The sequence below is a fragment of the Brevibacillus sp. B_LB10_24 genome, assembly GCF_046036945.1.
Taxonomy (GTDB): domain Bacteria; phylum Bacillota; class Bacilli; order Brevibacillales; family Brevibacillaceae; genus Brevibacillus_C.
Map to the genome: position 1 here is coordinate 1 of NZ_JBJQOQ010000025.1, position 26,268 is coordinate 26,268.

General features: G+C 50.7%; 18 protein-coding genes, 6 tRNA genes and 4 pseudogenes. 23 read left to right on the forward strand and 5 right to left on the reverse strand.

The features are described from left to right. Positions 1-82: 82 nt before the first annotated feature. From ACI7RC_RS19595 to ACI7RC_RS19615, 5 genes are all read left to right on the forward strand, one after another. Positions 83-158 (forward strand) — tRNA-Phe (locus ACI7RC_RS19595). A gap of 26 nt (positions 159-184) precedes the next feature. Further along, positions 185-260, forward strand: a tRNA-Thr gene (locus ACI7RC_RS19600). Between the two features lie 7 nt (positions 261-267). After that, positions 268-342 (forward strand) — tRNA-Gln (locus ACI7RC_RS19605). A 14-nt stretch (positions 343-356) separates the two neighbouring features. After that, positions 357-432, forward strand: a tRNA-Lys gene (locus ACI7RC_RS19610). A gap of 40 nt (positions 433-472) precedes the next feature. Continuing rightward, positions 473-555: transfer RNA gene (locus ACI7RC_RS19615), tRNA-Leu, on the forward strand. Between the two features lie 254 nt (positions 556-809). Here the strand turns inward: ACI7RC_RS19615 and ACI7RC_RS19620 are convergent. From ACI7RC_RS19620 to ACI7RC_RS19630, 3 genes are all read right to left on the reverse strand, one after another. Beyond that, positions 810-1,838: a DUF4367 domain-containing protein gene (locus ACI7RC_RS19620; protein ID WP_408109903.1), complete on the reverse strand. Its 1,029-nt coding sequence runs from the start codon at positions 1,836-1,838 to the stop codon at positions 810-812. Then, positions 1,799-2,119 (reverse strand): RNA polymerase sigma factor, encoded by a 321-nt coding sequence (locus tag ACI7RC_RS19625; RefSeq protein ID WP_408109904.1) that lies wholly within the window; start codon positions 2,117-2,119, stop codon positions 1,799-1,801. The genes ACI7RC_RS19620 and ACI7RC_RS19625 overlap by 40 nt, the downstream gene beginning before the upstream one ends. 703 nt (positions 2,120-2,822) lie before the next feature. Then, the gene (locus ACI7RC_RS19630; protein WP_408109905.1) at positions 2,823-3,065 is read right to left on the reverse strand and encodes an RNA chaperone Hfq; all 243 of its coding nucleotides are present in this window, start codon (positions 3,063-3,065) and stop codon (positions 2,823-2,825) included. 112 nt (positions 3,066-3,177) lie between these two features. On the opposite strand from ACI7RC_RS19630, the pseudogene ACI7RC_RS19635 reads away from it, so the two are divergent. From ACI7RC_RS19635 to ACI7RC_RS19665, 7 genes and pseudogenes are all read left to right on the forward strand, one after another. Beyond that, a pseudogene (locus tag ACI7RC_RS19635) lies at positions 3,178-3,654 on the forward strand (isochorismatase family protein); the annotation flags it as partial. Between the two features lie 408 nt (positions 3,655-4,062). Further along, positions 4,063-4,139, forward strand: a tRNA-Arg gene (locus ACI7RC_RS19640). A 127-nt stretch (positions 4,140-4,266) separates the two neighbouring features. Continuing rightward, complete coding sequence (locus ACI7RC_RS19645; protein WP_408109906.1) at positions 4,267-5,220, forward strand: AAA family ATPase; 954 nt, start codon at positions 4,267-4,269, stop codon at positions 5,218-5,220. 19 nt (positions 5,221-5,239) lie between these two features. Continuing rightward, a complete protein-coding gene (locus tag ACI7RC_RS19650) occupies positions 5,240-6,445 on the forward strand; it encodes a DUF58 domain-containing protein (RefSeq protein WP_026074415.1) in 1,206 nt (401 codons plus the stop codon). 1 nt (position 6,446) lies between these two features. Beyond that, the gene (locus ACI7RC_RS19655) at positions 6,447-8,693 is read left to right on the forward strand and encodes a transglutaminase TgpA family protein (protein ID WP_026074414.1); all 2,247 of its coding nucleotides are present in this window, start codon (positions 6,447-6,449) and stop codon (positions 8,691-8,693) included. A gap of 172 nt (positions 8,694-8,865) precedes the next feature. Then, positions 8,866-10,404, forward strand: a complete 1,539-nt coding sequence (gene guaA, locus ACI7RC_RS19660) for a glutamine-hydrolyzing GMP synthase (protein WP_019121740.1) — start codon at positions 8,866-8,868, stop codon at positions 10,402-10,404. A 190-nt stretch (positions 10,405-10,594) separates the two neighbouring features. Next, positions 10,595-11,965 (forward strand): NCS2 family permease, encoded by a 1,371-nt coding sequence (locus tag ACI7RC_RS19665; RefSeq protein ID WP_408109907.1) that lies wholly within the window; start codon positions 10,595-10,597, stop codon positions 11,963-11,965. 176 nt (positions 11,966-12,141) lie between these two features. Here the strand turns inward: ACI7RC_RS19665 and ACI7RC_RS19670 are convergent. Both ACI7RC_RS19670 and ACI7RC_RS19675 read right to left on the reverse strand, forming a co-directional pair. Further along, positions 12,142-12,295 (reverse strand): annotated as a pseudogene (locus ACI7RC_RS19670) (transposase); the annotation flags it as partial. 11 nt (positions 12,296-12,306) lie between these two features. Further along, positions 12,307-12,724 (reverse strand): annotated as a pseudogene (locus ACI7RC_RS19675) (L-serine ammonia-lyase, iron-sulfur-dependent, subunit alpha); the annotation flags it as partial. 119 nt (positions 12,725-12,843) lie between these two features. On the opposite strand from ACI7RC_RS19675, the gene ACI7RC_RS19680 reads away from it, so the two are divergent. The 11 genes and pseudogenes from ACI7RC_RS19680 (at position 12,844) to ACI7RC_RS19730 (ending at position 26,260) form a co-directional block, all read left to right on the forward strand. Then, entirely contained in the window at positions 12,844-14,139 is a 1,296-nt protein-coding gene (locus tag ACI7RC_RS19680; RefSeq protein ID WP_408109908.1) for a helix-turn-helix domain-containing protein, read from the forward strand. Positions 14,140-14,297: 158 nt separating this feature from the next. Next, positions 14,298-15,749, forward strand: a complete 1,452-nt coding sequence (locus tag ACI7RC_RS19685; protein ID WP_408109909.1) for a M20 family metallopeptidase — start codon at positions 14,298-14,300, stop codon at positions 15,747-15,749. Between the two features lie 21 nt (positions 15,750-15,770). After that, on the forward strand, positions 15,771-16,946 hold the full coding sequence (locus ACI7RC_RS19690; RefSeq protein ID WP_408109910.1) for an amidohydrolase: 1,176 nt from the start codon (positions 15,771-15,773) through the stop codon (positions 16,944-16,946). Positions 16,947-17,130: 184 nt separating this feature from the next. Then, positions 17,131-17,958 carry a DUF3100 domain-containing protein gene (locus ACI7RC_RS19695; protein WP_408109911.1) on the forward strand — a complete coding sequence of 276 codons (828 nt, stop codon included), beginning with the start codon at positions 17,131-17,133 and terminating at the stop codon, positions 17,956-17,958. Then, on the forward strand, positions 17,955-18,407 hold the full coding sequence (locus ACI7RC_RS19700) for a hypothetical protein (protein WP_408109912.1): 453 nt from the start codon (positions 17,955-17,957) through the stop codon (positions 18,405-18,407). The genes ACI7RC_RS19695 and ACI7RC_RS19700 overlap by 4 nt, the downstream gene beginning before the upstream one ends. Positions 18,408-18,850: 443 nt before the next feature. Beyond that, positions 18,851-20,989, forward strand: coding sequence for a sensor histidine kinase (locus ACI7RC_RS19705; protein WP_408109913.1), 2,139 nt, complete (start codon positions 18,851-18,853; stop codon positions 20,987-20,989). 28 nt (positions 20,990-21,017) lie between these two features. Continuing rightward, the gene (locus ACI7RC_RS19710) at positions 21,018-22,424 is read left to right on the forward strand and encodes a sigma-54-dependent transcriptional regulator (protein ID WP_408109914.1); all 1,407 of its coding nucleotides are present in this window, start codon (positions 21,018-21,020) and stop codon (positions 22,422-22,424) included. After that, positions 22,421-23,398, forward strand: coding sequence for an ABC transporter substrate-binding protein (locus tag ACI7RC_RS19715; protein ID WP_408109915.1), 978 nt, complete (start codon positions 22,421-22,423; stop codon positions 23,396-23,398). The genes ACI7RC_RS19710 and ACI7RC_RS19715 overlap by 4 nt, the downstream gene beginning before the upstream one ends. 266 nt (positions 23,399-23,664) lie before the next feature. Beyond that, on the forward strand, positions 23,665-24,717 hold the full coding sequence (locus ACI7RC_RS19720) for an aromatic ring-hydroxylating oxygenase subunit alpha (RefSeq protein WP_408109916.1): 1,053 nt from the start codon (positions 23,665-23,667) through the stop codon (positions 24,715-24,717). Positions 24,718-24,818: 101 nt separating this feature from the next. Next, a pseudogene (locus tag ACI7RC_RS19725) lies at positions 24,819-25,571 on the forward strand (ABC transporter ATP-binding protein); the annotation flags it as partial. Positions 25,572-25,621: 50 nt separating this feature from the next. After that, positions 25,622-26,260 (forward strand): ABC transporter permease, encoded by a 639-nt coding sequence (locus ACI7RC_RS19730; RefSeq protein WP_408109917.1) that lies wholly within the window; start codon positions 25,622-25,624, stop codon positions 26,258-26,260. The last annotated feature ends 8 nt before the right edge of the window (positions 26,261-26,268 follow it).

Below are 26,268 nucleotides of genomic sequence, written 5' to 3' on the forward strand. Positions count from 1 at the left end.
CACACCGGAGGTCGCGGGTTCGAGTCCCGTCAGCTCCGCCATTTCTTGGTTGAGTTTCTGTTCTTGTTACATACACAAAAATGGTTCGGTAGCTCAGTCGGTAGAGCAGAGGACTGAAAATCCTCGTGTCGGCGGTTCGATTCCGTCCCGAACCACCATTTTTTTTGAATAAAATAATTGCAATGCCGGTGTAGCTCAATTGGTAGAGCACCTGACTTGTAATCAGGGGGTTGTGGGTTCAAGTCCTATCGCCGGCACCATTTTTTTTGGGGCGTAGCCAAGCGGTAAGGCAACGGACTTTGACTCCGTCATGCCCTGGTTCGAATCCAGGCGCCCCAGCCATTATTTAGCTTCACGAGCCATTAGCTCAGTTGGTAGAGCATCTGACTTTTAATCAGAGGGTCGAAGGTTCGAGTCCTTCATGGCTCACCAGTTTTTTAATCTTAGTACGTAAATTTGTATTTGAATACATGCGGGTGTGGCGGAATTGGCAGACGCACCAGATTTAGGTTCTGGCGGGCAACCGTGGGGGTTCAAGTCCCTTCACCCGCACCATACGTGAGAAGACCTTGAGAAATCAAGGTTTTTTTTTGTTTTTATAGAGAGAATGCCGAATGGCCATGTAAACGATGTTTTTTTCATGGACTATTGAACCGAACGGGAGGGCTCGGCATGGTTTCATCGCATAACGAAGTGTTTACCCGGAAAAACCGTGAGCTGATGAAGCATTTGTATATGAAATGATAACACAAACTTCCCCGGTCGATGATCGCGGTCATCCCGGGGATGTTCGTATGCAATGGAACCAATTACCGCTGCGGCGTCATCAGATCCTCGGCGATACGGATCAATTCTTCCTTGGTCAACGGACTGTCTTGGTTATCCGATAAAGTGAAATGCAAACCACGTTGTTCGTCCAGCCATCCCAGCCGGTTTTTTCCCGCCTTTAAAGGCTGGCTTCCTTCGCCCGCTTGAATATAATAGGCTTTGATCCCGTGGATGGTCAGCTTTTCAGCCGTATCCTGGCCGTTCTGCATGACTTCTATGAATGTGGTCTCAGGGTCGTATTTGGAGGCCTCAATATTGACATAGTCCTTTCCTTTAGCGTACCGGGCGAAGGTAAGCGTAAAGTCCAGATCAGATGGATTCGGATTCAGCTTATGCGTAACCAGTTTCTCGCCTTCCGGAACGGCCTGCGCCTTGCGAATCAGTTCGTCGGTTAGGGCTTGGTATTCCGCGCTGTCCATAGTGTCTGGGAAGGTGAAAATCGGATAAACGTACCCGAAGTTGAATTGATAGCCGTCCGGCAGATGGACTGGAGAGGTAAACAGCGGCGTCCCTGTCCGCTTCGCTTCTTCCTGCAAACGGTCGAAGCTTGAAACTTCGGCCTCTCTATAGACAAAAGCGATCTGGAGGTTCGAAACGGTATCGTCCTTAACATAATAGGCAGCGTATTCTCCGGGCTGAAGCCGACTCTTCGCTTCTTCGCGATAGGCCTCTTCGACCCGTACACGATGCTTGGCATCGTCTACGCTTGCGTTGGTGACGTCCGTGCTTAAGACGACATCGCCTTTGCCATTGCGGAATTCGAGATATTGGGAAGCCGCGTAACCTGCCGCGGCCACAGCCAAAACCGTAACCGCGACGAGCGCGGGAGCCGCGATGCCGGGCCGAAAGCGCCGGGGGACGGCCGATGGGAATTTCGCTTGCGATTTCCTATAAATCCGGTCCATTACCTGATCTGTGACCTCAAAGGCCTGTACGTTCGAAGCGTTTTGAGGCAGCCGGTCCATATTTTTCAGACTTTGTTCTTCAGGGCTGTAGGGTATTCCACGCATGAAAGCTCCTCCTCCATCTGTTCCATGATTTGTTTAAGCTTGGTTTTCGTCCGGACATATTGCTTTTTGGCCGCTTCCTGACTTTTGTTGACGATGTGTCCGATTTCCGGGAACGACTTTTCTTCAAAAACGCGTAGCACCAGCAAATTGCGCTCTTCCACGGTAAGCTTGCCCAGCGCTCGGCTGAGCGGTTCGCTGAAGAGTTGGCGTTCCATCACCTGCTCGGCGCTGTCCGCGGTCGTCGCGAACGGAAACAGGCAACAAAATGTCCTGAACGGCATCTTCTGCCTCCGATTGGCTGCCAAGCAGCCGCCAGCAGTAAACGTAAATCGGCCGTTGGTACATCTGCACGATATAGGCGTAGTCTTCCGTATGGCCAGCCTGCACTTGTCTGACCCGGTATTCGATTTCTTCATCCAAAGCTTCTTTCACCCCCTTGCTCAACCGCAGTACACTTCTATAACAAATGAAGGACGTCAAAAGGGACATCAAACTGTAATTTTTTATGTAAGTATAGATGATTGCATTGCCTCGATGGTAACGTTAATCGGGCTTGGATAATTGCTAAACTCAAAAATCTGTCACTGCTGGCCGCGATAGGCCTTATCCTTACGTTCGGTTGGTTTTTAAGTCCATCTACAGTTCCATCTGTCAAGGAAACAGCAGCTGTTAATTCGAATTCTGGAACAAATGAAACAAACAATTCATTCAATAAGAAAGAAACAGAGGCGGGGCAGAACACAGAGAGATTAAACAATGGATCTGTTAGTTCACCAATGACTGCACAACCGTTAATTGCGCAAGCGACGAATCCAACTCTCTCTACTCCTATGAATAATAAGCCATCAAATGAACGGCAACAGTTATTGAAGTAGTAGACGGCAATACGATGAAGGTACAATTGAATGATAAAGATTTGGTCGAGAAACCGGGGTGTTGGAAAGGAAAAAAGCCCCGAGATCAGGGCTTTTTTTTGCTACTCAATCATTCAGAACTGTTTCCAAAGTGCAGGGGAACGGGCTTGGCAGGAACAATGGTCGATATGGCAGCTTTATAAAGAAGGCTTTGTTTAGAATCTATCTGCAACGTTATTGTGTATGGGTCGGTGGCAATTATGAATCCCTTCATGTGAACGCCGTTCTTTGTAATTAGCGCAACCGGGACCTGATGTGAGATGACATATTCCAAAAAGATTTCTTGTACCGCTATTTTTTTCAGTGCAATCATCCCTTTCTCTCTATCGTCGGATTCACTTATATTCTACCATATGTATCAGGGAGATAAACCTGCCGGCGAGAAAGGAATTGTGGCTTTTGTATCAAACAATATAATATTGCGTATGCGATTCAGCATTGACAATCCCAAGAAGGCTGCTCTGCTTGTCATTGATATGGAGAACGACTTCATAAGACCGGGTGCTCCCATGTTTGTTCCGATGGCGTACGACATGGTATCCAATATAAAAAAGCTGCTCGAAGCCTGCAGAGAAAAGGAAATGACCATCATCTACACAGCGCATGTCCATGGAAAGGATCGCAAAGACATGGGGTTGATGGCCGATTTCTGGGCTCCGATCGGCAGCTAGACCGCTCCTCGTTGACGGAACAGAAGGGGGAGAGATCTATCGGGAGATCGCCCCGATGAAGGGGAGTTGGAGATTAAAAACATCGTTACAGCGCGTTTTACAACGCATCTGCGAGACAGGGGAATCGAGACGCTCATCATTACCAGAACGGTCACCAATATGTATTGCGAGTCGACGGCGGGAGACGCACAATTCCGGGATTATCAAGTGATATTTGTCTCGGATGCCAATGGCACCATGGATTACCCGGATTTAGGGACTGGAGCTGTGAAGAGCCCTGTCTTCGCCCGATTGGTGCGAAGGCGGGCGTTTCATTTTCCTGGAAAGCTAATGGGGCAAGATCGTGATTACCGTAGACAGGATGAGCAGGGCTACCATTCCGACCACAATGCCAATAATTAACGCTCCGCTAATTCCTCTGCTTTTCGTCTGCATGTGTTTATCCTCCTTTTTGATGGGTAGTATGCCCAAAATCAGTTACTCCTATATTGAAAAGGAAAAGATTGGTCTGGAGCGACTTTTTGCCATTTTGTCAATTTCGTGGTATTATGTAACACGATAGAATGAATACGTGTATGAGGAATTCCCTTTCCGTATCGCCCTGATGACCCCATGTATTGACTGGAAATTAAATACCACGTGCCCTTAGCTCAGCTGGATAGAGTGTTTGACTACGAATCAAAAGGTCGGGAGTTCGAATCTCTCAGGGCACGCCATTTGTGATATAGAGTAGGAAGGAACCCTGCTCTTTTTTGCTAATTAGACCTGGAAAATTCCTATACGAATATTTGCGCTTCTTCCAAAAACGGAATGTTGCCAGTCAGCGGACAAGGAGTTGTGAGTATGAGTGTTATCAAGCTGGATCAACCACATCAAGCCATTGAAAACCTGGTGCAAAATATTGAAAAAGTACTGATTGGAAAAAGAAAAGTCATTGAACTAAGTATTGTGGCCTTATTGGCAAAAGGACATGTGCTCCTGGAAGACGTCCCGGGCGTGGGCAAGACCATGTTGGTTCGCTCACTCGCCCGCTCAATCGGCGGGGATTTTAAACGGCTGCAGTTTACGCCGGATTTGCTTCCGACGGATGTCACAGGGGTATCGATATACAATCAGAGGTCGATGGAGTTTGAGTTCCGCCCGGGTCCGATTTTCGCGAATGTCATTTTGGCAGACGAGATCAACCGGACGTCGCCCAAAACGCAGTCAGCTTTACTGGAGGCGATGGAGGAGCATTCGGTCACGGTTGATGGTGTGACCCACCGGCTTTCGGAACCGTTTTTTGTCATGGCGACCCAAAATCCTTTGGAATACGAAGGCACTTTTCCCCTGCCGGAAGCGCAATTGGACAGGTTTCTTTTGCAGCTTCAATTGGGGTATCCCACGGAAAACGAGGAAATGCAAATACTCACCCGCTTCATCGGGCAACAGCCAATCGACAAAGTAGAGCCGGTTTTGACGGTGGAAGAAGTGAGAGCCCTTCAACGGGAAGTGGACTCGATCAAAGTCAGCGAGGGAGTCAAGGAGTACATTGTCCGCCTCTGCCACAAGACGCGCAGCCACCCGAGCGTATATCTGGGGGTTAGTCCGCGGGGGGCATTGGCGCTCTGCCGGGCCTCGCAGGCATTGGCATTTTTGCGGGGGAGAGACTTTGTCATCCCCGATGACGTGAAGGAACTGGTACCGGTTACGTTCCGCCACCGGATTATCTTGAAACCCGAGGCGCGGCTGGAAGGGGCAACGGTTGACCGCTTGCTTTCCGGGGTACTGCAGGAGACACGTGTCCCGATCGGTTGAGAGGACGGTGAGCGGGAACGTGAGACAACGAAAATACGGTAAATACAAGATTGCCCTGCTGGTGCTGATCACCTATGTTTTTGCCAAGTTTCAGGGCGGCTTTGCCAGCTGGTTTCTCTTTTACAGCAGCCTGACCTTCGCCAGCTACGAGGCGCTTACCTACCTGCTGATGTTTGCGACGCTGGAGGTGGAGCGGGAAATCGAGGCGAGCCGGCTCCGCGATGGGGAGGATGTAGTCGTCACGCTGCGGCTAAGGCGAAAGATCTGGTTTCCGCTGGGCTGGTACTTGCTCGTGGAGCCGCTGCCGGATAAATTGGCCGGGTACTACGAGCCGCATCGGGAGCTTCTCTTCCCCGGTTTTCGCCGCGAGATGGAGGTCCGGTACGTGATCCCGTCACTGCCGCGGGGACATTACGTCCTGCAGGAGTGCGTGGTTAGCGCAGGGGATTTTTTTGGATTCATCCAACGGTCCAAGGCATTTCCCATCACGAACGATTTTCTGGTGTACCCGTCTTATCGGAAAATTACCCACTGGGCGACAGGAGACGGACGAATCAGCGGCGTTGTTCCCGTCCCCCATCGCCGCTCGGACGACATCGCCGCCGTGCGCGGAGTGCGGGATTACCAGTGGGGTGACAGGTTGAGCCAGATTCACTGGCGGGCATCGGCACGCGGCCTGGGTCTGAAGACGAAGGAGTTCGAGCACCAGGCAATGAACCAGGTCGTCTTCTTCTTCGACGTCAACAAGCTTGCCTATGCCGGGCAGGACCCGCAGCTGTTTGAGCTGGCGGTAAAACTGGCGGCGAGCCTTGTCTACTACTGCAGCAGGCGACCTTTTCCCTTTGGCTTTATCTATCATGCTCAGCAGCGCGTTGCGATCCCAACCGGGGGCACACAGGCGCATTTTTTCCGCGTGTTTGACCAGTTGGCACATGTCATGCCGGATGGAGATGAGCCGTTTTCACAGGTGATTGGGCGGGAAGCGCTGGAAATTCCCTTGGGCATGACGCTCGCTGTCATTACTCCGTCGCTTGAGCAGCGAGTGGTCGCCCAACTGATGGAACTGTCCCGCTCCGGGCGAAATGTGCACCTCTTTTTGGTCCATGCCAAGCCCTTAAGCGGGGAAGAGCAGCGGGTTTTGCATATGTTGACGGCGGCAAAGGTGGTCTGCCGTCCACTCCACCTGAGCGAATTTGCCGAGCTAAAACGGATCGGAGGTGTTTAAGGTGAAGACGTGGAGATCAACGAAGGCAATGGAATGGCTTGCCGCTCTATTCCTGTTCCTTTTGATCAGGGAATGGCTGCTGCCGCTGGCTGCCTTGACTGATACGGCTGACCTGAGTCCGTTTTATCTGGTAACCGCGGGCGTTCTGCTCCTCGATCTCTTGCTCAAACGCCGCGTCCTGGCTGCCGTATTGAAGCTGGCAGGAGTGATCTGGCTCGTTCATGCATCGTTTTTTCAAGACAGCATCCTGCATCTGCAGTGGATCAAACAGACCTACATCCACCTCAAACAGGACATCCCGCTTGCGCTGGGACAAAACTGGCTGGAAATGTCGCTCGTTTCGCGAAATCTGCTGTTTGATCTCTTGCTGGCGGCTCTCGCATCGCTGTTGTTTTACCTGGTGGTGGAGCAGCGTCAGGGGTTGTGGTTTGTCTTTTTGACAGAGGTGTACCTGGCAACCTTGGATACGTTTGTTCCGTACGAAGCAAGCGGCGGGATCATCCGTACCCTGATCTTCGGCTTCCTGCTGCTGGCCGTCAACCACCTGCTGGCGATGGAGCGGCTCACGACGGGCAGGGCCAAGAGCCGTTTTGCCCTCTGGAAATCCCTGTTTGTTCCCATGGTCATTATCCTGTTTTCTGTAGGGGTTGCTTACGCCGCTCCGAAACATGCGCCGAGCTGGCCTGACCCGGTTGCCTTTCTGCAAGGGAAGCAGAGCGCGGGGGGAAGTACAGCGGTCATGAAAAAAGTGGGTTACGACGATGACGACGAGAATCTCGGCGGCCCGTTTGCCCAGGATGACAGAATGGTGTTTCGCGCGATCGTGGGCGACAAGTTTTACTGGCGCGGCGATTCAAAAGATATCTACACCGGAAAAGGCTGGGAAAAATCCGACGTTGTCTACGAGGCCATCGCAGAACCGCGCACCCACAAATGGGAAGAAGAGATGTTTAAAGGGCTGGACACGGAGAAGGTGACAGCGTCGCTCAACTTTTCCGAGCTGGAGAAGCTGCCGTTGATTTTTTATCCGGGACAATTGCGCCAGATCTTGGCGTACACGCCGTCAAACGCGGCTATCGTGTACGATCGCAAAAGCAATCATTTGGAGACGATCAGGGGAGAGGACCTGCTGAGAGGCTCGAGGCTTGCAGACCCGAAGCGGAGAGCGAGCGGCACACAGGAACTGCATGTCTCCCCGGTCAACCTGGTCAGCTATAAGCTCGTTGCCGAGGCTCCTGTGATCAGTGTGAAAAAATTGACAGAAGCCGGCACCAATTACAGCGAAGAGATTCGCCGCTCCTATTTGCAATTGCCGAATGAATTGCCGGCCCGCGTGAAGGAACTGGCAGAAACGATCACAAAGGATGCGAAAACTCCTTACGATAAGGTGCGGGCGATTGAATCGTACCTGCGTACGGGCGGGCGGTTTCGCTACGAGACGAAAGACGTGCCGACTCCGGGACCGGATCAAGATTTTGTCGACCAGTTTTTGTTTGAGAGCCACCGCGGTTACTGCGATCACTTCTCTACGGCGATGACGGTCATGCTTCGCTCCGTTGGTGTTCCGGCCCGCTGGGTCAAAGGATTTGCTCCCGGGACCGAGATAGGAGAAACAGAGGACCATCAAAAGATCATCGAGGTGCGCAGCAAAGATGCGCACTCCTGGGTAGAAGTCTACTTTCCCCAGTACGGCTGGATTCCTTTCGAGGCGACGACCTCTTTCGTCTCGCCCGTCCGGGTCAATTATGATCTGCCGATCGAGACACAGCCCGATTCTGTGCTGCCGGTGGCCCAACAGGACAAACCGAAAGATCAAAAAGACAGGACACGCAATGAACGGGAAGGCGACAAGGAGTCGGGGTCCGCGGGAATCCACCTTTCCAAAGGGATGTTGGCTGCTGCAGGGGGGATCATCGCAGCCGTGCTGCTGGCAGCATGGATCAGCCGCCGCTATCTGCTGATCTGGTGGCTGAAGCGGCAGATGTCAGCATATCAAGAAGATCATTTCCATAAAAAATATGAAAAATTGCTGTACATGTGCGAGCGCATCCTGTTCCCCCGCAAACCGGCGGAAACGCTGCGGGAGTACGTGCAGCGTCTGAGTCTTTCAGGCGATAAACGCCAGGATCTGCTGTACCTGACGAAGCTGTACGAAAAAGTTTGCTACGGGTACAAGGAGATCGGGGCAAAGGCTCGGGAAACGGCCAATAAAATCGTTGAGCGTTTGGCTTCCCAATTGAAGCCTTGAATATTTTGGAGCGGTCTGCTAGAATGTGCTTCATTAGTACCAGAAGAACTGGGACTCCTCCTTTCGGTTAACCGCAAAGGAGGATGACCCGTTTTTTTTTGGTTGATCAGGCGGCCGCTTGTACGGATGCTTGGTGCAGGACCAAGTTTTCTGAGAGGTGAGGAGGATACTTATGGACAAACCAATGGAAATGGTAGTCGTACTCGATTTTGGGGGCCAGTACAACCAACTGATTGCCCGGCGGGTACGCGATTTGGGAGTGTACAGCGAATTGCTGCCTTACAATACGCCGATTGACAAGATCAAAGCTCTGCAGCCGAAGGGAATTATTTTCTCGGGCGGGCCGGCGAGCGTGTACGAAGCAGGCGCCCCTACGATTGATCCGGCTATCTACGAGTTGGGAATTCCGGTTCTCGGTATCTGCTACGGCATGCAGCTGACCGCCCATCTGCTGAAAGGAAAAGTGGAACGGGCAGGTGTGCGGGAGTACGGAAAAGGGGAGCTCAAGCTTCAGCGGAGGCACGAGCTGTACGATAAGTGGGAGGACAACGAAATCGTGTGGATGAGCCATTCGGACAAGGTCGTCGAATTGCCCGAAGGCTTTGAGATTGACGCTACCAGTCCCGCTTGTCCGATAGCGGCCATGAGCAATCCGGCAAAAAAGGTGTACGGGGTTCAGTTTCATCCGGAGGTGCGCCATACCGTAAAAGGGAACGAATTTATCGGCAACTTCCTGTTTAACATTTGCGGCTGCACGGGCGATTGGAGCATGTCCAACTTTATCGACGACGAGGTGGCGCGGATTCGCGATCAAGTGGGCGATAAAAAGGTTCTCTGCGCATTGAGCGGCGGGGTCGACTCGTCAGTGGTTGCCGCGTTGATTCACCGGGCGATCGGCGATCAGCTTACCTGTATGTTCGTCGACCACGGATTGCTGCGCAAGGGCGAGGCCGAAGGTGTCATGGAGACCTTCGTCGGCAAATTTGACATGAAGGTGATCAAGATCGATGCCCGGCAGCGCTTTCTGGACAAGCTTCGCGGAGTGACCGATCCGGAACAAAAGCGCAAAATTATCGGGAACGAGTTTATCTACGTTTTCGATGAAGAAGCGGCAAAATTGAAGGATATGGACTTCCTGGCGCAGGGGACGCTGTACACCGATATTATCGAAAGCGGTACGGCCACCGCACACACGATCAAGTCCCACCACAATGTGGGCGGACTGCCTGAAGATATGAAGTTCAAGCTGATCGAACCGCTCAAGACCCTGTTTAAAGACGAGGTGCGCAAGCTGGGCACCGAACTGGGGCTGCCGGATGAGATCGTCTGGCGTCAGCCGTTCCCGGGACCGGGGCTGGGCATTCGGGTGCTGGGTGAAGTGACGGAAGAAAAATTGACGATTGTTCGTGAATCAGATGAGATTTTGCGCGAGGAGATCGCCAAAGCGGGGTTGGACCGCGAAATCTGGCAGTACTTTACGGCTCTCCCGGATATGAAAAGCGTCGGGGTAATGGGCGACGTGCGAACCTATTCTTATACGGTGGGCATTCGCGCAGTCACCTCAATCGACGGCATGACCGCCGACTGGGCGCGGATTCCGTGGGACGTACTGGAGAGAATCTCCACCCGGATTACGAACGAGGTAGAGAACGTCAATCGGGTCGTCTACGACGTGACCTCCAAACCGCCTGCGACGATCGAGTGGGAATAAGCTGGTGATCAAGATAAAAACGGATATTTTTCTGTTTTATGCAGAAGAATGTTCGTTTTTTTATTGACAGCCTGTTTCGTTTCTTGCTACACTTCTCATGTCAACGGAAGGCAGTCTTCTTTTTTGGACTTATGATTCCGATGTAACTTTATGGAAAGACTAGTTGCAAGAACAAGAGGAGGAAAAGTCAGTGCGAAAGTATTTTGAGTTCGACAGGCTGGGAACCAATTACCGCCGCGAAATCATCGCCGGCATCACCACGTTTCTGGCAATGGCCTACGTCTTGGCGGTCAATCCGTTCATTTTGAGCGGGGCGGATTTGGGAGCAGACCTGAAAGCCAACTACCCGCCGTTTGGCGCCATTTTTACGGCGACGGCCCTGGCCGCGGCGATTGGTACGCTGATCATGGGGATTTTCGGCCGGCTGCCCATCGGGTTGGCTCCGGGAATGGGTTTAAACGCGTTTTTTACCTACACGGTTGTTCTGACCATGAACATTCCCTGGCAGCAAGCCCTCGCAGGTGTCTTTATCTCTTGTACGATCTTCCTGATTCTGTCGCTTACCGGTATTCGTGAAGCGATCATCAACTCCATTCCACCCGGGCTCAAGTACGCCACTTCAGCGGGTATCGGCTTTTTTGTCGCGTTTCTCGGCTTGAAAAATGCGGGAATCGTGATTGCCAACGAAGCGACAATCGTCTCCCTGGGTCATTTGAGCTTCCACTCGGGGATGAGCCCGGAAGACATTTTGGCTGCAAAGAATGCACTTTTGGCCGCGTTTGGACTGGTCGTCACCGGTATCTTGATGTCCCGCCGGATCAATGCCGCCATCTTCATCGGCATGGCGATTACCGCCGTCGTCGGGATGGTATTTGGACTTGTGGACCTGCCGGAAAAAGTGTTCGATGCGCCGCCAAGCCTGGCGCCCACATTTGGAGCCGCATTCTCTTACATGACCGACCCGTCCGTACTGTTCAGCGGCAATATGCTGATCGTCATCTTTACCTTTCTGTTTGTCGGTTTCTTTGACGCCACGGGAACGCTGATTGGCGTAGCCAGCCAGGCCGGTCTGCTGAAGGACGGCAGGCTGCCGCGGGCAGGACAGGCATTGGCGTCCGACGCGGTCGCCGGGATGGCCGGTGCGGTGCTCGGCACCTCTACGACTACTGCGTACGTCGAGTCTACGGCAGGGGTTGCGGCAGGCGGACGAAGCGGATTCGCCGCGATCGTGACAGCGGCGTGTTTCCTTGTTGCCTTGTTCATTTCTCCCCTTTTGACTGTGGTGACTCCGGCTGTTACCGCACCCGCATTGATCATCGTCGGAGTGTTGATGGCCTCCAATATGACCAAGATCGCCTGGAATGAGATCGAAGAAGCGCTGCCGGCATTTTTGACGGTGGTCATGATGCCGCTGACATTCAGCATCTCGGCGGGGATCGCCTGCGGGTTTATCGTCTACCCGATTACGAAGCTGTTCAAAGGGCAGGCTCGGCAAATTCACCCGGTCATGTACGTTTTATTTGCGATCTTCCTTATCTACTTCATCTGGCTGCACGAATAATGCTGATTAAGAGCAAGATGCGAAGGGGCTGTCCGATAAGTCCCTAAAATAAAAAGGTTGGAGCGGAAACTTTACGTTTTCCCTCCAACCTTTTTTGTGACACTGCTTCTGTAGGAAAGCAGCGAGGCGGATGCCTGCTACTTTCATTGGCGAGTCGGGGAAGAAAATCCCCCCAAGTCCGGCTGCTGCATCGCTGCCAGCCACATAGCCGGGAGGTTTTCGCACAGCAGCTTTTCGATCCCGCGGCAGGAGTAGACCTTTTGCGAATAGCCGTAAAGAATCACCTTGAGCATCATTTTGGGATGGCAGGCTGCGGCCTCCCCCTGAATAATGAGTAAACAGTCGCTTAGCGCTTTTCCCGTAGGTGTTCCAGCCAATCCTCCGATCCCCGTTTCACGAAGAGAAGCTGGCATTTCTATACCCACTTCATGCATGACCTGGATCATCTCATCTGGAGGGATGATACTTTTGACTCCGGCCAACGCCATATCTGCAACTGCCAAAGCGGTGATCGCATGCAATCCGTTGCGAATGATACAGGGAACCTCTACAAGGCCACCAACAGGATCACATATAAAGATCCAACGAGTTTTTTAAAGCCAGTCCAACGGCATGTCCTACTTGTTCCGGAGTACCTCCTCCGATTTCCACTAATGTACCTGCCGCCATCGCAGTTGCAGAACCCACCTCAGCTTGGCATCCTCCTGCAGCTCCAGAAATGGATGCTGAATTAGCAATGACGAGACCCAGTGCGGCCGCAGTCATCATCGATAAAATAATCGTGTCTCGAGAGTAACGGCCCTAAAACACTGGAGTTTCATCAACCAGGGAGTATAGAATAATGATATATAAGTTTTGAAGAGAGTAGGAATAAGTTGATGTATAAAGTAGGAATTGTCGGACCTCATCGTTCCGTAGAACGAATTTTGGATGTTTCCAAGGAATTTGAACAAGGGATGGAATTTATTCCTCATCCCTATCAAGATCCTAGAGAGATCAAAACATTGGTATTGGAATTCAATCATCAAGTGGATACATGGCTTTTTTCGGGGCCCGTTCCGTACTTAATTGCAAAAGACGTATTGGATTCAGATGAGAATCTGGTTTATATACCGGGAACGGAATCGGGACTCTATAAAGCGTTATTGGATTTGACTTATGACCAGATGGAAATATTGGACAGCGTGAGTATCGATTTTCCAAGGGGAATGTATCCGATTGACGAGGTATTAAAACAATTGGAAAGGCCCCCTCGAAACATTCACGTGCCCTTTGATCTTCATATTGACCCTGAGGAGTTGGTGTCTTACCATCTCGATTTGTGGAAAAAAGGAAAGACCCAGGGGGCTTTAACTGCTTTACCTTCCATCTGTCAGGCATTAAAAGAGGCCGGAGTCCCGGCCTCTTGGATCACGACCACTCGATCAGAAACTCGCCAGACCCTGAAGATTCTGGCCGAAAAGATGAGGACTTCTTATTTCAAGGACACGCAGATTGGGGTTGAAATGATCGAGATCGAACATTTTGACCGGATCATTCAGAAGGCTAAGACTCCCTACTATCTCCAACATTTGGAGCTGCGGTTGAAAGATACCCTCCTTCATCTCTGTAAGAAATTGGACGGGTCTTTGACGGATAGGGGATATGGGCGCTACGTCATCTTCAGTTCTCGCGGTGCGATCGAGCGAGAAATCCCGATGCTACAGAACACCATCCTCCAGATGTCCACTGAAGCCGATACGACGATAGCGGTGGGGATCGGTTTTGGAGAGACGGTCCTTTCTGCGGAAGTGAATGCGCACTATGCGATTCAACAATCGAAGGAAAAACCGAAACGGGGGATTATTATTGTTCAGGAGAACGGAATGATTATTGAATCAGTTGGCAGAGAGGAAAAACTCTCCTATTCAGCCCGCACGGATGATAAAGATTTGTTTAAGAAGCTAAAAAAGGGGAGTATTAGCGCAAAGACTTTTAATAAGATAGTCGCATTAATTCGTAGAATGGGCTGGAACGGTTTTACAGCGAAAGATTTGGCCACCCATCTTCACATGACAGAACGCCATGCAAACCGGATCATTAGCGATTTGTGCGAAGTTGATTTAGCTGAGTGTATTGGAGAGGAGTCTCAGGCTACTCGTGGAAGGCCAAGTAAAATCTATCAATTGAAATAAGCATCCAGTCTTGGATGCTTATTTTTTGTAATTTCAAAAAATGATTGAATTAAGAGTTTTCATGATATAGAATCATTTTATCGACATTGTCCTATATTATTCTTAAATTAAATATGTGCAAACAGAATCGGAAAAAATGGAAATGAGGTCGATTTACCATGGAACTTACCCGAAAAATCTCCGGAATCATCGATAGCAAAAGTCGTCAGTTTATCGACACCAGCGATCGCATCTGGGAATTTTCGGAAACCCGATTTGAAGAATCACAGTCTGCCGATTTGATCGCCTCCGTTTTGACGCACGAAGGATTTACCGTTGATCGTGGCGTTGCTGGTCTCGACACAGCACTTATCGGGAGTTTTGGCACAGGCAGTCCGGTTATCGCCATCTTGGGTGAATATGACGCTCTTGCCGGATTAAGCCAAAAAGCCGGTTCTACTGAATACGAACCACTCGTTTCAAAAGGCAATGGCCACGGTTGCGGACACAATTTACTTGGCGGCGGTGCTTTGGCGGCAGCCGTAGCAGTGAAAGAATATATGCTGGAGAACGGACTAGCTGGCACGATCCGCTACTACGGATGTCCTGCTGAAGAAAGTGGTTACGGAAAAACATATATGGCGAGAAATGGATTATTCCGCGATGTGGACGCTGCGTTCTCTTGGCATCCATATACGGGCAATGCGATCTGGCACGCTTCGTCAAACGCCGTTATCCATGCTACATTCCAATTCATTGGCCGCAGTTCTCACGCTGCCGCCTCACCTCATCTTGGTCGTAGCGCACTTGATGCAGTCGAGTTGATGAACGTTGGCGTCAACTATATGCGTGAACATATGATCGATGAAGCGCGCATCCACTACGCGATAACCAACACAGGCGGTTTTTCGCCGAACGTTGTGCAGCCGGAAGCCGAAGTTACCTACCTGATTCGTGCTCCCAAAACGTCGCAGGTACGCGAACTGTTCGCTCGTGTCCAAGATATCGCCCGCGGTGCGGCCCTGATGACCCAAACGAAGATGGAATACCGGATAGAAGGCGGCTGCGCTAACCTGATTCCGAACGCTACATTAGGGCGGGTCATGTACAAATACATGACCGAGCTGGGCGTTCCAGCAGCAACCGAGGAAGAGATTCGTTTCGCCAAAGCCATCTACGAGTCGATCTCGAAAGAAGACAAAAAAACGGCAGCAGCACAAGTAGGCAAGAAACTAGCTGTAAAGTTGGCGGAACGGCCGATTCCGGATTTCATTGTGCCATTTACAGAAGAACTGTCATTCATGGCGGCATCAACGGACGTTGCAGATGTCAGCTGGAACGCTCCTACCGCGCAGTGCTTCACAGCCACCTGGGCTTTCGGAACTCCTTTCCACACATGGCAGGCTGTGGCCCAAGGCCAATCATCCTATGCTCACAAAGCGATGCTGTATGCCGGCAAAATTATGGCTTGCGCCGCAGTCGAAGCGTTGCAGGATCCTGATCTTCTGGCCAAAGCGAAATCCGAACTGTTGGAGCAGCTGGACGGCGAGACTTATGACTGTCTGGTGCCCTCCGACGTTCGGCCCCCCCGGCTGTCCCAACTGAAACAAGGTCAGTTCGAAACCGTTTAACATCAAAAATGGAGGGTCATGATGAAGACAGAATGGATCAATGAAATGATTGAGTTGGTTAAGAATGACGTGATTACATGGAGAAGGTACCTGCATCAAAATCCGGAAGTATCCTTTCAAGAAGAAAAAACTGCCCAGTATATTTACGAAACTCTTCAATCTTTTGGCAATCTAGAGATTTTGCGGCCTACGAAGACAAGTGTTATAGCCCGCTTGATCGGTTCAAAGCCTGGTAAAGTTCTCGGTATGCGGGCAGATATCGATGCACTGCCACTTCAAGAAGAAAATGAGCTGCCTTACGCTTCCCAAAATCCAGGTGTCATGCATGCATGTGGTCACGATGGGCACACAGCCATGCTCCTTGGAACTGCGAAAATTCTTTCGAAACGTAAGGATCATATCAAGGGAGAAGTGCGCTTCGTGTTTCAGCACGCGGAAGAGTTACCTCCTGGAGGTGCCAAAGAAATTGTAAATTCCGGCAATGTGGATGGAATCGACATGATGATTGGTATTCATTTGATGTCAACGATGTCAGTTGGAAAGTTTGGTCTTGCTTATGGCCCTGTTACCGCAGCAACGGATAAATTTGAGATCAAGATTGTGGGAAAGGGAGGTCACTCCTCCCAACCCGAAAATAGCATAGATCCCGTTGTGATTGGTGCCCAGGTGATAACCAACCTTCAGCAAATTGTATCCAGAAATATAGGTGCATTAGAAAAGGCTGTCGTAACGGTAACACAGTTTCAGGCAGGTCACGCCTATAATATTATTCCGGATTCGGTTACATTAGGTGGGTCGACACGCAGCTTTGATCCTGAGATCCGCAAAAATATTCCTGTTTGGATGGAACGGATCGTCAAAGGAATCGCAGAGGCCCATGGAGCTTCCTATAAATTGGATTATTCCTATGGGTACAGTCCTGTGATTAACGATGATCAAGTAACGAAAATTATAGAAAATACAATAATCGAGGGATGGGGCAAAGAAACCTATGCAATCATACCTCCAATAATGGGAGGTGAGGATTTCTCCGCATATTTGGAAAAGGCGCCGGGTTGTTTCGTATTCCTTGGAGCTGGAAATGAAGAAAAAGGAACAACCTATCCCCATCATCATCCACGATTTAACATTGATGAAGACTCGTTAGCCATGGGAGTAGAATTGTTTGTGCGGACCGCTAACAAAATCGTCATGTAGTGATATGCAGGTGTAAATACTAAGGTGCCTCTTCAGTTCCTGAAAATGGAAAAAGCACTTTTTGAAAAGTGTCCCTTTTTCCAAGCGGTTTTTGCTTATATGATGTGAAGCCCTAGCTTACCCTGGTAGGTATAGTCTTCTATGGTTACTCGTCAAACTTAATTTAAATGAGGGGGATGCAAAAATGAGTCAGGAACGTGTAAACCAATTAAAGATCCACGTTATTGTTTTAGCTCTCGTGATCGTAGCGGAGTTAATAGGAACTCACAAGATTAATTTAGGGTTTGGTGTTTTAGCTCTATTCCCCATGCTTTATGCATTAATCATGGGGGGGGTTATTAGTTGGCCTTCCTTTAAATGGCTCAAGGAAAAGGATATGAAAATAGCAGCAAACATTTTAGGAATTTCTTTCATCCTGCTTGTTGCAAAGTTGGGAACAACGCTCGGTCCCTCTGTATCGAAAATATTTGATGCCGGATTTGCCCTTTCCTTACAAGAGGTAGGCCATTTCATTGGAACCATTATTTTAGGTCTCCCTGTTGCCCTATTATTAGGAATGAAACGGGAAGCTATTGGCGCAACCTTCTCAATTGACCGTGAAGCTAATTTGGCTATCATTTCCGAAAAATACGGAGTTGATTCTTCAGAAAACAGAGGGGCAATCGGAGTCTATATTTGTGGAACATTATTTGGAGCCATTTATTTAGGTTTATTGGCAGGATTGCTAGGCAGTACGGGTATTTTTCATCCCATATCATTAGCAATGGGAGCTGGAATAGGATCAGGAAGTATGATGGCCGCCGCATCAGGAGCATTAATTGCAGTATTTCCACAGTCTGAACAAGATATTATCGTATTTGCTGGTTCCGCCAATTTACTCACATCCATTTTAGGGACGTTCGTTTGCGTGTTTTTTTCTCTACCGGTAACTGAAAGGCTTTATCGATGGCTTGAGCCGAAACTGGGAAAGAAGGCTACAAATCCGGATAGCAGAGAGGAGCACAGTGCATGAAACAGCAAGTGATCATTCTTTTTATTATTGGTATTATAGTCATTTTCGGAAACTGGATCGGATACGACGTTGCTCCTATCGAAGCCTTGCCTGGCATGGCAATCATTGTTTTGATTGGCATCATTGGATGGGGGATCAGCAAAGTTATTCCTCTTCCTATTGAATCTCCAACTGTTGTCTGGGTTTCATTATTAGCTTTACTTATTACCTCTCCAATTTTTCCAAGCAATAGTTTCATTGCTGAAGCCACTGGAAAAATTAATTTTATGGCAATTGCTACTCCAGTCCTTGCCTATGCAGGATTATCTTTAGGAAAAGACTTTGGAAGATTCAAAAAGCTGGGCTGGAGAATTATCATGGTTTCTCTCGTGGTTTTTACTGGATCGTTTTTATTTGCAACGTTGTTTGCAGAGATCATATTTCAATTCAGAGGGGCATTCGGTCATTAATCAGAGTTAAGTCTGGTGTAGAAGTAGCGTAAACAAATCCGGGATAAAACCGCCTTTTGGGGCGTCCAGCTAGTCAGTTTGCATTGACTTTCTGGACAGCCCCTTTTTTGTTCTACTTTCGGAAAGTTTAATTTCGCTAACGCGTTAGATGATGAAAGTATAAGAAAAACGAAGGCTTTCGCTATTTGACTTGGCGATAAGCCAAGTTTTTCTAAGGAGTTTGCAAAAGGGAAAGGAAAAAAGCGAAGCTTAGCCCTTGTATGTGTTAAAATTCAGATAAATTGATGAACTTGTGGCCGAGGGGAACGATGAAGCTGGAATCCATCAAGAACAGTGTAACGAGAACCTANGGAGTTTGCAAAAGGGAAAGGAAAAAAGCGAAGCTTAGCCCTTGTATGTGTTAAAATTCAGATAAATTGATGAACTTGTGGCCGAGGGGAACGATGAAGCTGGAATCCATCAAGAACAGTGTAACGAGAACCTACCTCCTGATTTTTTCTGTCGTCATTATCATTCCGATCGGCTTGATCTACGCCATGACGATGGGCTATACGGAAGCCGTCATGGAAAAGGAGATCACGGAGAAGAAAATGGTCAACCTGGACGCCCTGATCAAACGGCTGGAAGCGGACATGACCAGCGTCATCTTTCAGTTGGAGATGATCGCCAAACAGGAGGACGACAGCAAAATCGATGTCGGCTCTATGTTCACGCGGGCCAAGCAGACGATTGTCAGGACGCCCTTGATCCAGTCTGTCGCCTACATCGACAGAGAGAAGAAGCTGGTGTTTGAAGCTCCGTTTGATCCCGATCTGCCAGTCACCACGTATGATTATCCGGATTTTGAGAAAGTGAAATGGAGCCTGAACTACCACGTTTCCGACATGATTTTCAACTTTCGGGATTACCGGGCCGTGACGGTAGCCGTTCCTGTGACGACGCAGCAGTACACGTTCCAGGGGCTCGTCATCGCGGAGATCAGTCAACAGTACCTGTCCGATCTTTTGGAAGCGGTTACGCTGCCGCATGGCGGCTTCAGCTATATTTTTGACCGCAAAGGCAAGGTGTTGGCTTCGACCAATCCTGCTGACATCGGCAAGGATTACTCGGCGCAGCCGATTTTTTCCCTGCTGTCCCTGGATCGGTTCGGGCTGATCAGGGATACGTTTCAAGGGGAGGAAAGCATCATCGCCTACCAGCCGACGCGAATGGGATGGGGGATGATTCTGGGGATCCCGGAAGAGGTTGCCTTTGTGCCGCTCTACCGTCTTGCGATGATCTTGCGCATCGGCTTTCTGGGGATTCTGCTGCTGTCGCTGTTCTTTATTGGAATGGGGATGAGGCAGATTCTCTACCCGATCACCAAGCTGACGCAGATATCCCGCCATTATGACGACAAACAGGCACTTTTGAGTATAAAAAGGCTGAAGCGGTTTCAATCCAACGACGAGATTGGCCACCTGATGAAAACAATTCTGCACATGGGATTGACCAATTTGGAAAAGCAGAGGCTGCTTGCGGCCAATGAGCGCTTTTTACACGATGTGATCGAAGGGATGCCCTATGCGATCCTCACGGTGAACATGACAAATCACATCACATACGTAAACCAGAAGCTGGTTGAGCTGACGGGGCTGCCGGCGGACGCGCTCGTCGGCAAACATCTTCCGCAGCTGCCGTTAATGGATGGCGGAGAGGAATTTTGGCGGGCGATGGACGGCGAGGGCGCTGCCGATGCCAAGGAAGCCAGTATTCGCGATATTCACGGGCAAAGACATATCGTGAAAATAGCTGCTTCCCCCTTTTTCAATGAAGAGTCGGTAGTGATCGGCACGATAATGGCCATTCAGGATATCTCCCATCTGAAGCTGCTGGAGGAGCGGGTCAAACAAAATGAAAAGCTGGCGCTCATCGGCCAAATTTCAACGGGAATCGCTCATGAAATCAAGAATCCGCTGGCCATTTTGTCGGGAGCATCGGAGCTTTTGGTGGAGGAGTTGGATGAGCCTAAGGCCAGGCGAGACCCGCAGGCGATCCGGGAATTGGCAGACGACATACACAGGGTGGTTCGCCGCATGAACGGCACCGTGAACGATTTTCTGTCCTTCGCCAAGAAGAAGAATCCTGTCGAGGAGCCCGTTGAAACAGACAGCATTCTCCGGGAAGTGATTCATTTGCTGCGGTTCAAATTAAATGAAGCGAAAGTGCAGGTCACGATGAACGTGCTAACTCGCCAAACCACGCTAATCGGCAATAAAGACACATTGATCCAGGCTTTTTTGAATTTGATCCTCAACAGCATCGAAGCGATGCCCTCTGGCGGTCTCCTGGCGATCACCGTAAAAGAGGAGATGAAGACAGGCGAAGAAAAATGGTTGGCCGTCGCTTTTAAGGATAGCGGGATAGGGATTCCCGAGCAGAATCTGGACTGGATCTTCAATCCATTTTTTACCACAAAGGAAGAAGGATCGGGATACGGGCTCACCATCGCAAGAGACATCATAGCTGAGTATGGGGGAACGATTGAGATTGAGAGCAGGGTAGGAGAAGGAACGAGCATCTGCTGCAAATTTCCGCGATAGCCTTACATAAGAAAGGATGTGCATGCCGTTGAGGTCCATTGCTGTTTTGATCGTAGACGACGAGGAGCAGATTTGCCGAATCATGGCGCGAAAACTGAACAAGGCAGGGTTTCGAACACTCCAGGCACTGGATGGAAAAACGGCTCTGCAGGTGATGGAGCAGGAGGAGATCGACGTCGTTTTCCTCGATTACATGCTGCCGGATATGACGGGAATCGACGTGCTGCAAGCGATCAGACAGGACAATCGGGAAGTTGTCGTGTACATGCTGACGGCCTATGGCAATATCGAAAATGCGGTCAAAGCGATGAAGCTGGGAGCCAACGATTATCTGAACAAACCGGTAGAATTGAATCTGGTGAAGGAGATGGTCGAAAAGGCGGCGGAAACGAAAAGGTTGAAATATGAGAATCAGCTGCTGAAGGAAGAGCTGAAACAGGCGCAGCCCCCCGGCAGCTTTCTTTACCACGGTGAAAAAATGAACAAGGTGATGTGCTTTCTGGAGAAAATCAAGGAAACGGACGCCAGCATTCTGATCCTCGGCGAGAGCGGCGTAGGGAAGACAGCTTTGGCAAAATGGATTCACGAGAACAGCAATCGCCGGGAGTTTCCCTTCATTTCGGTCAGCTGCGCAGCCATTCCGGAGCAGCTGCTGGAGAGTGAATTATTCGGCTATCGAAAGGGAGCGTTTACCGGGGCGACGGAGACGAGACCGGGCAAATTTGAGATGGCAGACGGCGGAACGATTTTTTTGGATGAAATTGGCGAGATGTCCCTTTCCATGCAGGCCAAGCTGCTGCACGTGATTGAAGAGAAGCGGTTCATGAAGCTGGGCAGCGATTCCTATCGCTCAGTCGATGTCCGGATTATCGCCGCCACCAACAAACAACTGCCGGAGATGGTACGCAGCGGGCTGTTTCGAGAGGATCTCTACTATCGGCTCAATTTGGCCGAAGTGGAGCTGCCGCCGCTGCGAGAACGGCCGGAAGAAATCCCGGCACTCGCCTGCCACTTCATTTCGCAGCTGAACAAGAAGTACAAGAAGCAATTGACGCTCGCCCCCGAAGCGATCGAAGCGATGAAGCGGGAAAAATGGCCGGGGAATATCCGGCAGCTGCTGAATCTGCTGGAGCGGCATCACATTTTGAAGAATGGCGGACAGATCACCGCCGAGGAGCTGTTTCCGGCAGCACCCCCTCCGCCGTCGCTTTCCTTGGGGGTATCAGCCGGAGAGAAGACAGCGGCGGCCGTGGAGTACGAGGAAGGCAGTTTGCCTGCCGTTTTAGAGCAGGTAGAAAAGGAAATGGTCCGCAAGGCATTGGCGAAAACGGGCGGAAATCAGCTCCGGGCAGCCAGCCTGCTGGGGATCTCCCGGCATGCGCTCATCTACAAGCTGAAGCGGTGGAAGGCGAGCGGGAGTGAAAGACAAGGATGAAGCCGAAAAGAGCAGCCGGTGTCGCCACGTTGTTCCTCTTGCTGGCCATCCTGCTCGTCGCGGGCCAGGATTTTTGTCAAACGAATCAGGAGAATGCTGTACAGCTTGTCCCTCCCGTCTGGCAGACGAAGGCCAGCTTGACGCTTGGCACGCCGGCAGGGGTTGAACAAATGCTATTGATGAAGCTGACCTCGATCCTGCTGAAGGAGCAGGGATACCGAGTGGAGGAGATGACGTTTGCCGACGGCTATACGATCCGCAATGCCCTTGAGAGAGGCTATATCGATCTGTATTGGGAGTACACCAACACCGCCAGAATTATCTACCAGGAAAAACCGCCGATTTTTGATCCGCAGGCTGCCTTTGAGAGAGTGGCGGAGGAAGACAGGAAGAAGGGAATGATCTGGCTTGCGCCAAGCCACTTGAACAATGCCTGGGCCATTATCATGAAAGAACAGGTAGCCCGAATTCTTCACATCAAGACGATCAGCGACCTCGTTGCCTATGCTGAAAACAGCGAATACCGCGTGAAGTTTGCGGCTACCCGCATGTTTACGGATACGGAAAAGGGCTTTGATCGGCTGAAGCAGACCTACGGATTTTCTCCGGCAAAAGCGGATATCATCACGCTGGACAATGATCTGCTCGGGCACGCTGTGCTGGAAGCCAACGTAGACGTAGCCGTAGGGTGGGTGACCTACGGGAAATTGATGGATTCCAAGCTGGTCGTTTTAGAGGATGACCGTCACATGTTTCCGCCTTACCATATCGCACCGGTCATGAATGAGCAGGCCCTGCAAAAACACCCTGAGCTGAGAGAGCTGCTCCAGAAGCTCACCGATGTTTTGACGGAAGAAAAGATGCGGGAATTGAACTACAGGGTAAGCGTGCTCAACGAACCCCCGTCGAAAGTGGCCAGGATTTTTCTCACTCAGGAGGGACTGATCCCGAGTGAGCATGCCGACCCATCCTGAAAGCCGGCTGTCCGCGTGCCGGCGTTTTGCTGTGTCTGGCCGGGGCTGCGGGTGTCATCTGCGTCAGCTGTATGCATGGGCATAAGGAAGTGTAGAAAAATGACACACTGTAGGAAAAATACACACCTTGTCTCTGTGTGGAATGTTCACAATTATACAAAAATACCAAGAGAAAAGTCTGTTTTTCCCTGCACGAAAGGCATGGTGAAGATTGGCACGCATCTTGCGATAGAGTCAGGCAGTCAATCACAAAGGAGGCAACCCTGATGTCCAATCTTACTGAATCGCAGGAGGCCAAAACACTGGCGTACCGTTCTTACGTGGATGCTGATGTATTTCAGGAAGAACAACAGAAAATCTTCGCTCGCTCCTGGCACTATGTGGGCCACGCCAGTCAACTGCAAAAGGCCGGGGATTTTTTCCGGTTTGAGGCAGCGGGCGAGCCGATTCTCGTCACGCGCGGCCAAGATGGCGAGATTCGCGCTTTCTATAATGTATGTCCGCACCGCGGGGCTGAGGTAGAGGCAAAGGAGTGCGGGAATAAGAAAATTTTGCAATGCCCGTATCACGGGTGGACCTTTACGCTGGACGGCAAGCTTCACAAGGCTCCCAATTTTAAGGAGGACAGCCCTTGTACGGAGCATGCGCAGCTTCGTGCGATCCGTTTGGAGGTCCACCATTCCTTTATTTTCGTCAACCTGGATGAAAGCGCTTCCTCGTTCGCCGAAGAGTACCGGGACTGGCTCCGGGAATTGGGGCGTTTTTCGTTCCTTGACCGCCTGAAGCGGGTCCATTTCTTTACGCGCATGATCAAAAGCAACTGGAAGGCGGTCGTGGACAACTACCTGGAATGCGATCACTGCCCGATCGCCCATCCTGGCTTTGCCGCAACATTCGACTTGTCCCAATACAAGATCGTCAACTGTGAAAATTACACCTATCAATACGGAGACATCAAGGAAGGCGTGGAGGGGGCGTACGGCGACAATAAAACGAGCCGGTTCTACTGGGTCTGGCCCAATATGTTTGCCAGTTTTTATCCGCAGAGCAACTGCGTTACGACAAGCCAGATTCTCCCGATAGACGCCCACAATACACTGGCGGTCTACGCAACGTTCTTCGAAAACGAGGAGCTGACAAAGGAACAGGAAGAGATGATCCGCTTTGTCAACCAGGTGAGGGAAGAAGATTTTGGGCTGGTGGAAAGCTTGCAGATCGGCTTGCGTTCGCGCGCTTTTCCCCAAGGACTCTACTCACCCACTGAGCACGGACTCCGCTATTTTCACTCCAAGATACGCTCAGCAATGAGCCAGACCTGACGCTTGGCCGACGAGCCACCCCGCCGCTGATCGTGAAAAGGGCAGAGTATCTCCGCCCTTTTCTCTGTCAGGCGCGGATACAACCAGAGAGGGAGGAGCCTATGATCACCTTTCGGAACGTGACGAAACTGTATAACAACGGTATTCCTGTCATTAAAGAGCTGAATCTGCACATCAACAAGGGTGAATTGTTCGTGCTGATCGGCCCCAGCGGCTGCGGCAAGACAACGACAATGAAAATGATCAATCGTCTCATTGAACCGACATCAGGCAGCATCCTGATCGAAGGAGAACCGATCACCTCCAGAGACCCGGTCGAATTGCGGCGCAATATCGGCTATGTGATTCAACAGATCGGCTTGTTTCCCCATATGACGATCGAGCAAAACGTATCATTGGTTCCGCGATTGAAGAAGCAGCCGCCGCAAAGCTATCTGAACAAGGTGGATGAATTGCTGGCGATGGTTGGATTGGATCCGAAAACCTTTAAAAAGCGGTACCCGAATGAGCTGAGCGGCGGGCAGCAGCAGCGGATCGGCGTCATCCGGGCGATGGCAGCCGATCCGCCGATTATCTTGATGGATGAGCCGTTCAGCGCCTTGGACCCGATCAGCCGCGACCAGCTGCAGGAGGAACTAAAGCGGCTGCAGACAGAGATTCGCAAAACCATCGTGTTCGTGACCCATGACATGGATGAGGCGATCCGGATCGCCGATCGGATTTGTCTGTTGAAGGACGGAGAAATCGCGCAGATCGGAACGCCGCAAGAAGTGCTGCTGCACCCGGCGAACGAGTTCGTAGCCCATTTTGTCGGACAAGAGAGGATTATGAAATACCGACAAGAAAGGCATGTGCAGCCGCTTCCGTTGAAAGGAGCTGCGAAGAGCAAGGAGGGGTTGTCAGGATGAACAAGCTCGTTCAATTTATTGCCGAGCGGTACCCCGATATCCTGTGGCGGATGGTCGAGCACGTGTACATCTCCTTGACAGCGGTTGTCCTGGGCTTTTTCACAGCCGTGCCATTAGGCATTCTGCTCTCCCGGAGCGAGAAGTGGAGCAAAGTAGTGATCGGCCTGGTCAACACGGTTCAAACCATTCCCAGTCTGGCCCTGATTGGTTTTTTGATTCCATTTTTAGGAATTGGTTTGAAGCCTGCCATTGGGGCGCTGTTTCTCTACTCTCTGCTGCCGATGCTGCGCAATACCTATGTCGGGATCCGGGAAGTGAACCCCGCGCTCAAGGAAGCGGCCAAAGGCATGGGCATGACCGGCTTCCAGACACTTATCATGGTGGAGATCCCGATGGCGATTCCCGTAATCATGAGCGGGTTTCGCACGGCGACGATCTATACCGTCAGTTGGGCCACCCTTGCCGCTCTGGTGGGCGGCGGAGGGATCGGGTATTTGATCTTTACCGGTCTGTGGGTTTTTAACAATACCTACATCATCGTGGGTGCTTTGGCGACAGCGCTGCTGGCGATCCTGGCCGACTGGTTTGGACGCAAACTGCAAAAGTGGTGTACTCCCGCGGGGCTATTAAAATGAAAAAGAGG